The 15,206-nt window shown below is 68.0% G+C and carries 14 protein-coding genes; 12 read left to right on the top strand and 2 right to left on the bottom strand.

Features of this window, described 5'->3' with window-relative positions; all coding sequences use genetic code 11:
- The first annotated feature begins 58 nt into the window (after positions 1–58).
- The 5 genes from AC1DYK_RS21620 (at position 59) to AC1DYK_RS21600 (ending at position 6,304) form a co-directional block, all read left to right on the top strand.
- Entirely contained in the window at positions 59–1,117 is a 1,059-nt protein-coding gene (locus AC1DYK_RS21620; RefSeq protein ID WP_478168182.1) for a beta-keto acid cleavage family enzyme, read from the top strand.
- 25 nt (positions 1,118–1,142) lie between these two features.
- Positions 1,143–2,114, top strand: a complete 972-nt coding sequence (locus tag AC1DYK_RS21615) for a quinone oxidoreductase family protein (protein WP_478168181.1) — start codon at positions 1,143–1,145, stop codon at positions 2,112–2,114.
- A 2-nt stretch (positions 2,115–2,116) separates the two neighbouring features.
- The gene (locus AC1DYK_RS21610) at positions 2,117–3,496 is read left to right on the top strand and encodes an MFS transporter (protein WP_478168180.1); all 1,380 of its coding nucleotides are present in this window, start codon (positions 2,117–2,119) and stop codon (positions 3,494–3,496) included.
- Between the two features lie 41 nt (positions 3,497–3,537).
- On the top strand, positions 3,538–5,166 hold the full coding sequence (locus AC1DYK_RS21605) for a 3-(methylthio)propionyl-CoA ligase (RefSeq protein WP_478168179.1): 1,629 nt from the start codon (positions 3,538–3,540) through the stop codon (positions 5,164–5,166).
- 136 nt (positions 5,167–5,302) lie between these two features.
- The gene (locus AC1DYK_RS21600; RefSeq protein WP_478168178.1) at positions 5,303–6,304 is read left to right on the top strand and encodes a Bug family tripartite tricarboxylate transporter substrate binding protein; all 1,002 of its coding nucleotides are present in this window, start codon (positions 5,303–5,305) and stop codon (positions 6,302–6,304) included.
- Between the two features lie 34 nt (positions 6,305–6,338).
- Here the strand turns inward: AC1DYK_RS21600 and AC1DYK_RS21595 are convergent, their stop codons facing one another.
- Positions 6,339–7,025 (bottom strand): GntR family transcriptional regulator, encoded by a 687-nt coding sequence (locus AC1DYK_RS21595; protein WP_478168177.1) that lies wholly within the window; start codon positions 7,023–7,025, stop codon positions 6,339–6,341.
- Between the two features lie 190 nt (positions 7,026–7,215).
- On the opposite strand from AC1DYK_RS21595, the gene AC1DYK_RS21590 reads away from it, so the two are divergent.
- The 7 genes from AC1DYK_RS21590 (at position 7,216) to AC1DYK_RS21560 (ending at position 14,605) form a co-directional block, all read left to right on the top strand.
- Positions 7,216–7,953, top strand: coding sequence for a DUF969 domain-containing protein (locus AC1DYK_RS21590; protein WP_478168176.1), 738 nt, complete (start codon positions 7,216–7,218; stop codon positions 7,951–7,953).
- A gap of 2 nt (positions 7,954–7,955) precedes the next feature.
- The gene (locus AC1DYK_RS21585) at positions 7,956–8,912 is read left to right on the top strand and encodes a DUF979 domain-containing protein (protein WP_478168175.1); all 957 of its coding nucleotides are present in this window, start codon (positions 7,956–7,958) and stop codon (positions 8,910–8,912) included.
- 10 nt (positions 8,913–8,922) lie between these two features.
- Entirely contained in the window at positions 8,923–9,708 is a 786-nt protein-coding gene (locus tag AC1DYK_RS21580) for a LamB/YcsF family protein (protein WP_478168174.1), read from the top strand.
- The gene (locus tag AC1DYK_RS21575) at positions 9,708–11,321 is read left to right on the top strand and encodes a 5-oxoprolinase subunit B/C family protein (RefSeq protein ID WP_478168173.1); all 1,614 of its coding nucleotides are present in this window, start codon (positions 9,708–9,710) and stop codon (positions 11,319–11,321) included. Before AC1DYK_RS21580 ends, AC1DYK_RS21575 begins: the two co-directional genes overlap by 1 nt.
- Complete coding sequence (locus AC1DYK_RS21570; RefSeq protein ID WP_478168172.1) at positions 11,318–13,051, top strand: acetyl/propionyl/methylcrotonyl-CoA carboxylase subunit alpha; 1,734 nt, start codon at positions 11,318–11,320, stop codon at positions 13,049–13,051. Before AC1DYK_RS21575 ends, AC1DYK_RS21570 begins: the two co-directional genes overlap by 4 nt.
- Positions 13,052–13,362: 311 nt before the next feature.
- Positions 13,363–13,749, top strand: coding sequence for a hypothetical protein (locus tag AC1DYK_RS21565; RefSeq protein ID WP_478168171.1), 387 nt, complete (start codon positions 13,363–13,365; stop codon positions 13,747–13,749).
- A 394-nt stretch (positions 13,750–14,143) separates the two neighbouring features.
- The gene (locus AC1DYK_RS21560; protein ID WP_478168170.1) at positions 14,144–14,605 is read left to right on the top strand and encodes a methyltransferase family protein; all 462 of its coding nucleotides are present in this window, start codon (positions 14,144–14,146) and stop codon (positions 14,603–14,605) included.
- 197 nt (positions 14,606–14,802) lie between these two features.
- On the opposite strand, the gene AC1DYK_RS21555 is transcribed toward AC1DYK_RS21560, so the two are convergent.
- Complete coding sequence (locus tag AC1DYK_RS21555; RefSeq protein WP_478168169.1) at positions 14,803–15,195, bottom strand: YkvA family protein; 393 nt, start codon at positions 15,193–15,195, stop codon at positions 14,803–14,805.
- Positions 15,196–15,206: the final 11 nt, after the last annotated feature.

Here is a 15,206-nt window from a genome sequence, read left to right as displayed (position 1 = left end):
TTCTCCTTCCTCTTTCCTCCTTCCTCCTTCCTGTTCCCTTTCCCACGAGGTCTTCACCATGAACTTTCTCGACGGCTCCCTGTATCCCGAAAACCAGCAACCCCTGATCATCACGGCGGCGCCCTATGCGCCGGCCTGGGTGCCCTCCGACTTCCCCGAGGACATCCCGGTCACGATGGAGCAGCAGATCCAGAAGGCGGTGGACTGCTACAACGCCGGCGCCACCGTGCTGCACCTGCACGTGCGCGAACTCGACGGCAAGGGCAGCAAGCGCCTGTCCAAGTTCAACGAACTGATCGCCGGCGTGCGCCACGCGGTGCCCGAGATGATCATCCAGGTGGGCGGCTCCATCAGCTTCGCGCCGGAGTCCGAGGGCGCGGCCGCCAAGTGGCTGAGCGACGACACGCGCCACATGCTGGCCGAGCTCGACCCCAAGCCCGACCAGGTCACGGTGACCATCAACACCTCGCAGATGAACGTGGTCGAGCACTGGGAGTACGAGGACTACAAGGGCACCTCGATGGAAGACCCGGCGGTCTTCAACGCCTACAAGGAGATGACGGTGCCGGCCCAGCCCGGCTGGGCTGAGGAGCACATTCGCCGCCTGAACGAAGCCGGCATCCAGAGCGCCTTCCAGTGCTACAACATCAACAGCTTCGAGTCGGTCGAGCGCCTGATGCGGCGCGGCATCTACAAGGGCCCGCTGGTCATGAACTGGGTGGCGATCAGCGGCGGCATGGACGCGCCGAACATCTACAACCTGTCGAACTTCGTGCGTGCCACGCCGGACGGCGCGGTGCTGACGGTGGAAAGCTCGATGCGCAACGTGCTGCCGGTCAACATGATGGGCATCGCCATGGGCCTGCACGTGCGCTGCGGCACCGAAGACAACTTGTGGAACCAGGCCCGCACGAAGAAGATGAGCACGGTCGAGCAGATCGAGCAGCTGGTGCGCATCTCGCGCGAGTTCGGCCGCGAGGTGGCCAGCGCCCGGCAGGCGCGCGAGATCTGCAAGATCGGCGTCTTCTACAAGACGGTGGAGGAGTCGCTGCTGGCCAACGGCTTCGCGCCCAACCGCAAGGGCGCCCATCAGGGCTTCCTGCGCAAGGCGGCCTGAGATTTCGAATCACTAGGAGACATCCATGGCAAGAGCCATTCGCCTGCACGAGACCGGTGGCCCGGAGGTGCTCAAACTGGAGAACGCCGAGGTCGGCGAGCCGGGCCCCGGCCAGGCGCGCGTGCGCCACAGCTACGTCGCGGTCAACTTCATCGACATCTATTTCCGCACCGGCCGCTATCCCTTGCCGAAGCCCAGCGGGCTGGGCTCCGATGCCGTGGGCGTCGTCGAGGCCGTCGGCCCCGGCGTGACCGACATCAGGGTGGGTGACCGCGTGGGCTATCTGATCGGACCGCAGGGCGCCTACTCGGACGTCCGCGTCATGCCCGCCGAGGTGCTGATTCCGCTGCCGGACGGTGTGTCGGACCGCACCGCGTCGACGCTGATGATGAAGGGCATGACGGTGCAGTACCTGTTTCGCCAGGTCTTCCCGCTCCACGGCGGAGAGACCATCCTGTACCACGCGGCCGCCGGCGGCGTGGGCCTGATCGCCTGCCAGTGGGCGCGCGCGATGGGCGTGACGATGATCGGCACCGTCAGCACCGACGAGAAGGCTGCGGTCGCCCGCGCCAACGGCTGCACGCACACCATCGTGACCTCGCGGGAAAACATCGCCGAACGGGTGCGGGAGATCACCGACGGCAAGGGCGTGCCGGTGGTCTACGACTCGGTCGGCAAGGACACGCTGGAAGCCTCGCTCGACAGCCTGCGCCCGCGCGGCGTGCTGGTCAGCAACGGCACCACGTCGGGCCCGGTCGTGATCGACACGATGACGCTTGCCACCAAGGGCTCGCTGTGGCTCACGCGGCCCGCGATGATGCACTACATCATGCCGCGCGCGCACATGCTCGACATGGCCGGTGAGCTGTTCGGCCATGTGCTGGAAGGCCGCATCGTCAGCGAGCCGAAGCAGGTCTTCCCGCTCGCCGATGCGGCCGAGGCGCACATCGCACTCGAATCGCGCCGGACGGTCGGCGCCACGGTCCTGGCGCTCTGAGCATGAACACCGCTGCGCTTCGCGAAGCGACGCAAGGGCACGAGGACGGCTACCTGTTCAGCCGCGGGCAAGCCTGGTTCGCCTTCGCCATGACCATCGGCCTGATGATGGTCGACTACATCGACCGCCAGGTCATCGTGTCGCTCTTTCCATACCTCAAGGCCGAATGGGCCCTTTCGGACAAGCAGCTCGGCGGGCTGGTGTCGGCGGTGTCGGTCACCGTCGCCCTGGGCGCCATCCCGGTGGCGCTGCTTGCCGACCGCGGCAGCCGCGTCCGCAGCGTGGTCGTGATGGGCCTGGTCTGGAGCCTGGCGTCGATCTCGTGCATGTTCAGCCGCGGCTACGGCCAGCTGCTGGCGGCCCGCGCCATGGTCGGCCTCGGCGAGGCGGGCTACGGCTCCGTCGGCGCCGCGCTGATCGCCAGCCACTTCCCGGCACGGCTGCGCGGTGCCCTGCTGGCCGGCTTCTTTGCCTCCGCCTCGGTCGGCTCGGTGCTGGGCGTGCTGCTCGGCGGCATGATCGCGGCGCGCTTCGGCTGGCAGGCCGCCTTTGGCGTCGTGGGCGTGCCGGGCCTCATCCTCGCGCTGCTGTACCTCAAGGTGCGCGACTATCCGACCGTCAAGCTCACGCCGAGGCTCGACCGGGCCACGCGCTCGACGCGCAGCGCCGCCGGCGCCATCACCCAGGCGCTGATCCGTACGCGCACCATGCTGTGGCTCTGCGTGGCCGGTGCGGCGCAGCTGGTCGTGGTCTCCGCGATCTGGTCCTGGCTGCCGAGCTTTCTCAATCGCGTCCACGGCGTCGTGCCGGAAAAGGCCGCCATGAACGCGGCGCTGGTCGTGCTCTGCGGCGCGCTGGGCAGCGTGGTCTGGGGCGCGGTGGCCGATCGCGCCGGCCGGCACCGTCCGCGCGCCAGGCTGTACGTCGTGGCCCTGCTGTGCATGGCGTCCATGCTGGTGCTGGTGCTGGCTTTCGGCGCTCCCAGCCTGGGGCTCGCCATCGGCGCGCAGGCGCAGTTCGCGCTGCTGGCGGTGGGCGGCTTCCTGATGACCTGCACGGTCGGGCCGCTCCCGGCGGCGGTCATCGACGTGATCCACCCCGGCATCCGCGCCACCGGCGCATCGGTGATTTCGCTGTTCCAGAACCTGTTCGGCCTCGCCGCCGGACCGCTCATCGCAGGCTTCCTGTCGGACGCCTGGACGCTCGAATTCGCGCTGACGGCGGTGCCCGTCTTCAGTGTGCTGGCTGCCGGCGCGCTGCTGGTGGCCGCACGCACCTACGAGTCCGATCTCCTGCGGGCCCGCGAAGCCGCCGAAGCCACCGACCACGCCGAGCTGCCGAAGCGGGGCCCGGCGCAGACAGCGCGCGAGGCCCTGGCCTGAACCGGCCGAATCTCCAACCCACCGAACCAAAGAGGATCTCCATGAATGGATTGATGATGGAGCAGCCGTTGCTGATTTCGACGCTGCTCACCCACGCCGAGCGCCATCACGGCGAGCAGGAAATCGTCTCGCGCCGGGTCGAGGGCGACCTCCACCGCACCACCTACCGCGAACTCGCCGAGCGTTCGCGCCGCCTGGCCAACGCCCTGGCGGCGCACGGTATCGGCGAGAGCGACCGCGTCGCCACGCTGGCCTGGAACGGCTACCGCCACATGGAGCTGTACTACGCCGTCTCCGGGTCGGGCGCCGTGCTGCACACGCTGAATCCGCGCCTGCATCCCGACCAGGTGGTCTGGATTGCCGACCATGCGGAAGACCAGGTCCTGTTCTTCGATCTGACCTTCCTGCCCCTGGTCGAGGCGATCGCCTCGCGCGTGTCGACGATCAGGGCCTTCGTGGCGATGACCGACCGGGCGCACATGCCGGTGTCGTCGAAGCTGCCCCACCTGCTCTGCTACGAAGAGCTGGTCGAGGCGCAGTCGGCCGACTTCGCCTGGCCCACCTTCGACGAGAAGCGCGCTTCGTCGCTGTGCTACACGTCGGGCACGACCGGCCATCCGAAGGGCGCGCTCTACAGTCATCGCTCGACACTGCTGCACACGTACGCCGCGGCGCTGCCCGATGCCCTGAACTGCTCGGCCAACGACGTCATCCTTCCGGTCGTGCCGATGTTCCATGTCAACGCCTGGGGCTTGCCGTACGTCGCATGCATGGTCGGCGCGAAGCTGGTGTTTCCCGGCCCCTGGCTCGATGGCAAATCGCTGCATGACCTGTTCGAGGCCGAAGGCGTGACCATGTCGGCCGGGGTGCCCACCGTCTGGCAGGGCCTGCTGGCGCATGTGGAGGGCCAGGGCCTGCAGTTCAGCACGATGCGCCGCACGGTCATCGGCGGCTCGGCCTGCCCGCCGGCGATGATGCGCGCCTTCCAGGAGCGCTACGACGTCCAGGTGCTGCACGCCTGGGGCATGACCGAGATGAGCCCGGTGGGTACGGTCTGCACCCTGAAGCCGGGGCAGCAGGCACTCGACACCGAGGCACGCCTGGCCATCCAGGCCAAGCAGGGGCGTTCGGTGTTCGGCGTCGACATGAAGATCGTCGGCGCGGACGGCGAGGAACTGCCGCGCGACGGCACCTCGGCCGGCGAGCTGATGGTGCGCGGCCCGTGGATCATCTCGAACTACTTCAAGGGGGAGGGCGATGGTCCGCTGGTCGACGGCTGGTTCCCCACCGGCGACGTCTCGACCATCGACGCCGACGGATTCATGCAGATCACCGACCGCAGCAAGGACGTGATCAAGTCGGGCGGCGAGTGGATCGGTTCCATCGACCTGGAGAACATCGCCATGGCCCATCCGGCCGTCGCGATGGCGGCCTGCATTGCGGCGCGTCATCCGAAGTGGGACGAGCGCCCGCTGCTGGTGGTGACCCGGAAGCCGGGAGCGACCTTGACACGCGACGAATTGATCGGGTTCTACGACGGCCGGATCGCCAGGTGGTGGACGCCGGACGACGTGGTGTTCGTCGACCACATTCCGCTCGGGCCGACAGGCAAGGTGCAGAAGAACAAGCTGCGCGAAGCATTCCAGGACCACCTGCTGGCTGCGGTCTGAAGACGCCGTTGCGCGACCTCGCCACGGTCGGCTTGGAGCCGGTGGCACTGATGCTCGGCGAGAGCGGATTTCTCGCCATACTGGTGCTCGCGCGGTTGCGCTGGGCGCCCTGACCCCAGACACAAGGAGACTGATCATGAAGTCGAAGAAGGCAATGCGGCATGTCGCACGCGCCGCGTCCCTCGCAAGCGCTGCGGCGATCTGCCTGGCGGCATCGATGGCTCACGCCGATGCGCCGAAATGGCCCGACAAGACGGTGCGCATCATCGCCGCCGGCCCCGCCGGAGGTTCGGCGGACATCATCGCCAGGCTGCTGGCCGACAACCTGTCGCGGGAGACCGGCCAGGCGGTGGTCGTCGACCCCAGGCCCGGAGCCGGAGGCGTGCTCGCGGTGAATGAGCTCTCGCAGGCCCCGCATGACGGCTATACCGTGCTCGTCGCGGTGAATTCGCTGGTCAGCGAGATTCCGCACATCGTCAAGTTGCGCGTCGACATGGCGACCGAGATCAAGCCGGTGGCCGAGCTCAGCCGCGGCGGCCTGGTGCTGGTCGGTTCGCCTTCGGTGCCGGCCAAGAACTTCGGCGAGCTGATGACGTGGGTCAAGACCCATCCCGGCACGGTCAACTACGCCTCCTACACGGCGGGCACGCTCTCCCATGTGATGGGGCTCCAGCTGAACAAGGCGGCGGGGATCGACATGACCCACGTGGGCTACAAGGGATCGACGCCTGCGCTGACCGACGTGATGGGCGGCCACGTGCCGCTGATGTTCGACGCCATGCCGAGCTCGCTGCCGCTCGTCAAGGCCGGAAAGATCAAGGCATTCGCGGTGAGTACGCCCAAGCGCTCGGCGTTGCTGCCCGATGTGCCGACCTTCACCGAACTCGGCTATCCGCAGCTCGAGGCCACGGGCTGGATGGGCCTGTGGGTCAAGCCGGACGTGCCCGCGGCGCAGCAGGCCAAGGTCCGCGAAGCCGCCCTCAGGGTGCTGGCATTGCCCGCGGTGCGCGAGCGGCTGCAGGACATCGGCTTCGAGGCCGGCCAGCCGCGCAGCCCCGAGGAGCTGACGAAGTCCCTGAGCGCGGACTATCAGCGCATGGGGGCGGTGCTCAAGTCGATCGACTTCAAGCCCGAGTAGGGCCGGACCGCGCAGCCGGCGCCGCCAGCCGGCGTCAGCTCTCCCAGCCGGCGTCGCTGATGTGCCTGGCGTAGACGGCCAGCACGATGCGCTCGGAGTGCACGAGGTAGTCGTTGAGCGCGGCGGCGGCGCCGGCGTAGTCGCCGGCTTCCGCCAGCTCCAGGATCTTCACGTTCATGTCCACGTACGGGGCGTGCAGGAACTCGGGATCGCGCAACAGCCCGAATGCCAGCCGCAGCTCGGCCAGCACCGGTTCGAACAGCAGGTTGAGCCGCTCGCTGTCGGCCAGCTCGACGATGGCCATGTGGAAAGCCATGTTGGCGGTACCCACGCCCAGCCAGTCGCCGCCGGCGCGGCAGCGCAGCGAAGTCTCCACCGCCTCGCGCATCTTCTTCTTGGCCGGATGGCGCGGATAGGCCTGCGCGAGCGCCTGGCACTCGATCAGCCGGCGCACCCGGTAGATGTCGATGATCGACGCGATGCTGGGGATGGCCACGAACACCCCGCGATTGGGCGCGTGCTTGACCAGCCCGTCCTTGGTCAGCATGCGGAACACCTCGCGCAGCGTGTTGCGCGAAATCCCCAGGCTGTCGCTCAGTGCCTGCTCCGACAGCCGCTGGCCCGGCGAGAACTCACCCTGGGTGATCTTCAGGCGCAGCTGCTCGGCCATCCGCTCGCTGAGGGTCTGGACGGTGGGAGAGGGGGGCGTGGCAAGGCTCATTTGTTCACGGTTGTAGCAGATGTTGCCCCCCGTTTTCTCCCGTTTGCTCAACGAAATCCGGGTTTCTACCTATGAATTGGCATGCAACTTGCGAGCAATTTTGTCTGAATTGTTGAACAATTCATGTCCATTGACTCAATCGAATTCTTGATCTGTTGAGTCAATCACCTTTCATTCAGGAGTAACCGCCTTGCCTACCGACATCAACCTGTGGCCCTTGCTCGGGGTCGCCGTCATCATCGCGGGGTTCATCCTGCGCTTCAATCCGATGCTGGTCGTGATCGTCACGGCCGTCGTCACCGCCTTTGCCGCGCATTTCCCGGTCGACAAGATCCTGGCGACGATCGGCACCGGCTTCATCAAGACGCGCAACCTGCCGCTGATCATCCTGCTGCCGCTGGCGGTGATCGGCCTGCTGGAGCGCCACGGGCTGCGACAGCATGCCCAGAACTGGATCAGCACCATCAAGTCCGCGACGGTCGGCCGGCTGCTGATCGTCTACCTCGGCGCACGGCAGCTGACGGCCGCGATCGGTCTCACCAGCCTGGGAGGCCATCCGCAGATGGTGCGGCCGCTGCTGGCCCCGATGGCCGAGGGTGCGGCCGAGGCGCGCTACGGCAAGCTGCCCGAACGCATCCGGCACAAGCTGCGCGCCTACGCCGCGGCCACCGACAACGTGGGTCTCTTCTTCGGGGAAGACATCTTCGTGGCCTTCGGTGCGATCGTGCTCATGACCACCTTCCTGCGCGAGGCCGGCATCGACGTCGAGCCGATCCATGTCGCGCTGTGGGGCCTTCCGACCGCCACCTGCGCCTTCGTGATCCACGCCTGGCGCCTGCGCCGGCTGGACCGGATGCTGGCGCGCGAACTCGGCGGCGATGCGCCCGCGCCAGCCACCGATGACGCCGTTGCAGTGAAGGCTGCCTGATCATGACGCTCTCCATCGCTCATCTCTACGATCTGGTCGGCGCCATCCTCGCCATCACCGCGGTGATGACGCTCAGGGACCGGCAGCATCCCAAGCGCTATTCGAGCGCCTTCTTCTGGGGCCTGTATTCCCTGGTGTTCCTCATCGGCGACCAGGTGCCGCCGGTCTGGGTCGGCGTCGGCGTCGTGGTCATGGCGCTGATCGCCGCCTTCGGCGGCGTCGGCGTGGGCCGCCACCGCGAACGCACCGCGGCGGAGTACGCGGCGAGCGCGCGGCGGCTGGGCAACAAGCTGTTCATGCCGGCGCTGGCGATTCCGCTGGTCACGATGGTCGGCACCCTCTCGGCCAAATACCTCGTGTTCGGCGGCACGCCGTTGCTCGACCCGAAGAACACCACCCTGGTGAGCCTGGGCGTCGGCTGCATCGTCGCGCTGGCACTGGCCTGCAGGCTCACGAACGAAACGCCGGTGCAGGGCATCCGCGAATCGCGCCGCCTCACGGATGCGCTGGGCTGGGCGCTGGTGCTGCCGCAGATGCTCGGCATGCTCGGGCTGGTGTTCTCCGACGCGGGCGTGGGCAAGGCCGTCGCGCACATCACCACCAGCTACATCAACATGGACGTGCGCTTCTTCGCCGTGGCCGTGTACGTGGTCGGGATGGCGCTGTTCACGGTCATCATGGGCAACGGCTTTGCGGCCTTCCCGGTCATGACCGGCGGCGTCGGCGTGCCGATCCTGGTCGGCATGTACCACGGCAACCCGGCGGTGATGGCGGCCATCGGCATGCTCTCGGGCTACTGCGGCACGCTGCTGACGCCGATGGCGGCCAACTTCAACATCGTGCCCGCGGCGCTGCTGGAGCTGCCCGACAAGAACGCCGTGATCCGCGCCCAGGTGCCCACTGCGCTCGCGCTGCTCACTTGCAACGTGTTCCTGCTGTATTTCCTGATGTTCCGCTGAGGGCGCCGCGATGAAGATGGACCTCAACAGCGACCTCGGCGAGAGCCTGGGCGCCTGGCGCATGGGCGACGACGAGGCGATGCTCGGCATCGTGAGCAGCGCCAACGTGGCCTGCGGCTTCCATGCCGGCGACGCGGCCGGCATCCTGCACACGCTGCGCCGCGCGCAGGCGCTCGGCGTGGCGGTCGGCGCCCACGTGGCCTACCCCGACCTGGCCGGCTTCGGCCGGCGCAACATGGACCTGGCCAGCGCCGACCTGGTGGCCGACGTGATCTACCAGATCGGTGCGCTCCAGGGCCTTGCGACCGCCGCGGGCACCGCGGTGCGCTACGTCAAGCCGCACGGCGCGCTCTACAACACCATCGCGCACGACGAGCGCCAGGCGCGCGATGTCATCGCCGCCATCCTGGCGATCGATGCCGGCCTGGCCCTGGTCGGGCTGGCCGGCTCGCCGCTGCTCGGCTGGGCCGAGGCGAGCGGGCTGCGCACCGTCGCCGAAGCCTTCGCCGACCGCGCCTACATGCCGGACGGATCGCTGGTGTCGCGTCGCGAGAAGGGCGCCGTGCTGCACGACCCGGAGGTGGTCGCGGCGCGCATGCTTCGGCTGGCGACCGAGGGCGTGGTCGAGGCCATCGACGGCAGCACGGTGCGCATCCGGGCCGATTCGATCTGCGTGCACGGCGACAGCCCCGGCGCGGTCGAGATGGCGCGGCAGGTGCGCGGCCTGCTCGAGCGCTCGGGCGTGGTCATTGGCTCCTTCGTCGATTCGGCAGTGGTCGAAGGAGCGCGGGGATGATGCGTTTCCTGCCTGTCAACCTGAATGCGCTGCTGGTCGAACTCGACGACCTGGCGCAGACCCTGGCCCTGCTCGCATCGCTGCAGGCCGAACCCATCGCCGGCATCGAGGAGCTGGTGCCTGCGGCCCGCACGATCCTGGTTCGCTTTCGCCCCACGGCGGTGTCGCCGGACCAGCTCGCCGACCAGATCGGCGGCCGCAGCCTGCATGCGACGGTCGAGCGCGCGGCCACGCGGATCGAGGTCCCGGTCGACTACCAGGGCGAGGATCTCGACGAGGTGGCGCAGCTGCTGGGCATCTCGCGCGAGGAAGTGATCCGCCGCCACACCGGCAGCGACTACACGGTCGCCTTCACCGGCTTCGCGCCGGGCTTCGCCTACCTGAGCGGCGGGCACCCCAGCCTGAACGTGCCGCGCCGCGCCACGCCGCGTACCCGCATCCCGGCCGGTGCCGTCGGACTGGCGGGCCCCTTCAGCGGCGTCTATCCGCAGGCCAGCCCGGGCGGCTGGCAGATCATCGGCGTGACCGCCACGCCCATGTGGGACCTGGGCCGCGAGGTTCCGGCGCTGCTGCAGCCGGGCTTCAAGGTGCGCTTCGTCGATGTGTCCGGACTGCGCCCGTCGGCTTCGCCGGCGCCCCTGCGGACCGTGCCCACGGAACCGGTCGAAGCTCCGCCGGCGGGCGGCGCCGCGCTCCGGATCCGGGCCACCGGGCTGCAGGCGGTGCTCCAGGATCGGGGCCGGCACGGCCAGGCCGGGCAGGGCGTGTCGGCTTCCGGTGCGATGGACCAGGGCGCCCTGTGCGCGGCCAACCGCCTGGTCGGCAATCCGGCTGACGCGGCCTGCGTGGAGCTCGTGTATGGCGGCTTCCAGTTCGTCTGCCGCGGCGACGCCGTGGTGGCCGTCACCGGTGCCGAGGCGCCGGTTCGCCTCGTCACCGCGGATGGCACGACGCTGAACATGCGCCGCCACGAAGCCTTCGCGCTGGCCGACGGCGATACCGTGACGCTCGGCGAACCGGCTGCGGGCATCCGCTCCTACGTCGCGGTGCGCGGCGGCTTCGACGTGGCGCCGGTGCTCGGCAGTTGTTCGACCGACACGCTCGCCAACGTCGGTCCGCCGCCGATCCAGGCCGGCGACGTGTTGCCCGTTCGCGCGGTCGTGCGCGGCGCCGTGGTCGGCCTGCCCGGGCCATCCCCCGCCGATCTGCCCACCGCACGGGACGTCGTCGTGCTCGACGTGGTGATGGGCCCGAGAACCGACTGGTTCACGCCCGAGGCGATCGCGCTGCTGGCGAGCCAGCTCTGGACCGTCACGCCGCAGTCCAATCGTGTCGGGCTGCGGCTGGCGGGCGAACAAGCGCTGGCGCGCGCCGAGCCCGGCGAGCTGCCGAGCGAGGGCACGGCGCTGGGCGCCATCCAGGTGCCGCCGAGCGGGCAGCCCGTGCTGTTCCTGGCCGACCATCCGTTGACCGGTGGCTATCCGGTGATCGGCGCCGTGGCGCCGCACCACCTCGACCGCGCCGGGCAGATCCCGATCGGCGCCAGCGTGCGCTTCAACCCGATCCGCGCCTTCCATCCGACCACCCGCCCCGTCCTGCGAGAGACCCCATGAAAAAAGTCCTGATTGCCAACCGCGGCGAGATCGCCGTGCGCATCGTGCGCGCCTGTGCCGACTACGGCGTGCAATCGGTCGCCGTGTACGCCGATGCCGACCTCGACGCCATGCATGCGCGCATGGCCGACGAGGCGTATGGCCTCGACGGCCAGCGCCCGGCCGACACCTACCTGAACATCGACAAGCTGCTGATCGTGGCCGCGCGTTGCGGCGCCGACGCGGTGCACCCGGGCTACGGCTTCCTGTCGGAGAACGCGGGCTTCGCGCGCGCCGTCATCGGCGCCGGGCTGGCCTGGATCGGCCCGCCGCCCGCCGCCATCGAGGCGCTGGGCGACAAGGTGCAGGCCCGCAAGATCGCACTGCAGGCCGGTGCGCCGCTGGTCGCGGGCACTTCGGATCCCGTGCGCGACGCGCAGGAGGTCGTGGCCTTCGCCGAGAAGAACGGCCTGCCGATCGCCATCAAGGCGGCCTTCGGCGGCGGCGGGCGCGGGCTCAAGGTCGCCTGGCGCCTCGACGAGGTCGCCGACCTGTACGAATCGGCCGTGCGCGAGGCTGTCGCTGCGTTCGGCCGCGGCGAGTGCTTCGTCGAACAGTTCCTCGACCGTCCGCGCCATGTCGAGGCGCAGGTGATCGCCGACACGCACGGGCACGTGGTCGTGCTCGGCACGCGCGACTGCTCGCTGCAGCGGCGCAACCAGAAGCTGGTGGAAGAGGCGCCTGCGCCCTTCCTCAGCGACGCGCAGCGCGAGCGCATTCACCAGGCCGCGCGCGATGTCTGCATGCGCGCCGGCTACGTCGGTGCCGGAACGGTGGAGTTCCTGCTCAGCCCCTCGGGCACGATCTCCTTCCTGGAGGTCAACACGCGCCTGCAGGTGGAGCATCCGGTGACCGAGGAGACCACGGGCATCGACCTGGTGGTCGAACAACTCCGCATTGCCGACGGCCTGCCGCTGTCGATCACCGAGACGCCGGTGCCGCGCGGCCACGCCTTCGAGTTCCGCATCAACGCCGAAGATGTCGGCCGCGGCTTCCTGCCCGCGCCCGGCCCGGTGCGCGTATTCGAAGCGCCATCGGGTCCGGGCGTGCGCGTCGACACCGGCGTGCAGTCGGGCTCGACGGTGCCGGGCACTTTCGATTCGCTGATGGCCAAGCTGATCGTCACCGGCGCCACGCGCGCGCAGGCGATCGCCCGCGCCCGGCGTGCGCTCAAGGAGTTCCGCATCGAAGGCGTGCCCTCGGTCCTGCCGTTCCACCGCGCGGTGATGGAGCACGCCGACTTCGTCTCCGCCGACGCCTTCAAGGTGCACACCCGCTGGATCGAGACGGATTTCGCGAATGTGCTGGCCGCGGCGGTGCGGCCCGAGCCTCTGGCGGAGGTCTCGCTGGTGCGCACGGCGGTGGAAATCGATGGCCGCCGGATGGCGCTGGGCCTGCCGGCCGAACTGTTGCGCGGGCTGTCTTCGGCCGCGGGCAGCGGTGCAGCGAGCGAGGGCGCCGCGGCTTCGGCGGCGGCCGACCCTGCCGCGGTCGCCGCACCGATCTCCGGCACCCTGCAATCCTGGGCGGTGGCCGACGGCGACACCGTCGCAGCCGGCGACACGATCGGCTCGATGGAGGCCATGAAGATGGAAATGCAGGTCAAGGCGCATCGCGCGGGGCGCATTGCGCTTCAGGCGGAACAGGGCGCCTACGTCGCTGCGGGGACGGGCATCGCGGAGATCCGCTGAGCAACAAGGGGCGCTGGTTCGCGTGCGACGGCTGCAGCAGCGATCGATATACTGCTTGAGCCGCGTCACGAAAGGACGTGGTCGGGTTTGGAAGCCCGCAGCAATGCTTTTACGGCGGACGCCGCAGATGCCTTCATTGGCCCTGCGGCTTCCTCGTTCGTGCTCCATTTTTGGCGGCTCGAACGGGAGGGCGAAAGTCCTGCCGGTTTCTTGTAAAAGGTTGCCCGGTCTTCCAACCCGTTCGAGCTGCCGCCACCGTTTGGAAGCGGGGGCGGCGGTTTCAGTAAACCGCAACCTTCAGGGAGGCCAGCATGGCCAAGTCTGCTCGCGCGATCGCGCATTCTCCGAGGATCGCCAAGTCAATCAAACCCCCATCGGTCACTGCGAAGCGGCGCCGCGCGCCAGTCGCCAAACAAGAGGCGCCAGAGCCGCCTGAGTCGGCAATGACGAACTTCTCGGAAGTCGAGGATGCGTTCTGCAATTTGGCTGATTCGTACCGTGCCTATGAGTGCCTGCAGAGCTTTCTGTCGCCTCGCTACCCCCTGAGGGGTGTCGAAGAATTTCACATCGAGCCGACCGAGCTGCGGGGCTTGGTGACTGTCCTCAATGCGGACATGGATCGCCAGCTGCAGGCGCTGAGGGGTGCGATCAGAGGGGTGCGGGAAAAGATTGTGGCGAGGGTGCCCGATCGGCCGTGAGGCGGAGCCGCGGGGGAGGGCGGCTCCGATATGTCTGCTGAAGACTGGTTGCGGTCGATCGGATTTCGCTGCCGAAAGACGGAGGCCGTCGAAAGCTGACTTCGGCGCCTTTCCTCGCGACCGCCCGGTCTACTTTGGAACCTGCCTTCGCCGACACCATTGACGAAATCCGAGTCGGAGCTACTGGACGGATCGCTGGTGGCAGCGGACGACCAGAACGACGTCGCGTGCGAAAGGCGACTTCCAAATGCCAGCGCGATGGCGTCCAACGTTGGTGGTCGCGCTCGCTGCGGTCACCGGATGGATGTTTGCCGTCTAAGGTAGAAACGCATCCTCGACTAAACCCAGCACATTGAAGTAGCCTGCGACGAAGCACTCAAGCGACAGGAATCCCATGAAAGCCCTTGAACTGAAGGTTCCGCCCCCGGTCGTGGCGTTGGTTCTCGCGTTGGCGATGTGGGCTGTCTCTCGGCTCACGCTGACCGTCGAAGTCGCTGCTCCCCTGCGGATTGCTATAGCAGTTGCCATCGCGCTCGTCGGCGGCGCATTCAGCGCTGCAGGCATCACCGCCTTTCACCAGGCCAAAACAACCCTGAACCCGATGAAGCCCGAAACTTCCTCATCGTTGGTCACCACCGGCATCTACCGAGTCACCCGCATTCCGATGTACGTTGGTTTGCTTTTCGTGCTCGTCGGCTGGACGGCGTTCCTTTGCGCGCCCTGGACATTGGCCGGACCGATAGTGTTCGTGGCCTACATGACTCGCTTCCAAATAGCACCTGAGGAGAGAGCCCTCATGTCAGCATTCGGTGACGTGTATGCCAGCTACAAGGCAAGGGTTCGCCGATGGCTCTGAAGCGCCGGGCGTCGCTTTGGGCTCGCAGTCCCCATGCGATGAAGGAGCCGGGCGGCAGCTACGGCCGCGAGCGCATCCGAGAGGCCTGCGCATGCGCCACCGGGGATAGGGCTGAAGGCTGGAGCGGCCACCGTCCGCTGTTTGGTCGCAGCCGGTAGTTGTGGTCGGCCCACTATCGGCATCAACCCCGAAAGGGTCTATGGACGCGGATTGAGCCAAAGCCATACTGCCGCACCAATGGAAATCCACAGGACCACGATGAGGACCGCGCCGGCCCGGCTGCTTGGCTTCGAGCCCTCCGTCTGCATCCACTCTTCTGCTTGGCTGCGACATTCCGCGAGGACTTCAGGAGGCAGCAGTCTGATGGTCAACCAGATTAGCCCAGGGAGTAGCAGAACATCATCGACGTAGCCCAGCACCGGGATGAAGTCTGGAATCAGGTCAATTGGACTCAGCGCATAAGCGACCACAAACACACCCAGGGCCTTCGCATACCAAGGCGTTCGGGGATTCTTGCCTGCAAACCAAAGCGTCACGCCGTCGCGTTGGAGTTGCTTGGCCCAGGTCTTCAGGTTGTTGCTGATACTCATCGGCCAAGAAT

This window comes from Variovorax sp. P2_H12, assembly GCF_056403395.1.
This window is presented reverse-complemented; position numbering and strand designations above follow the sequence as displayed.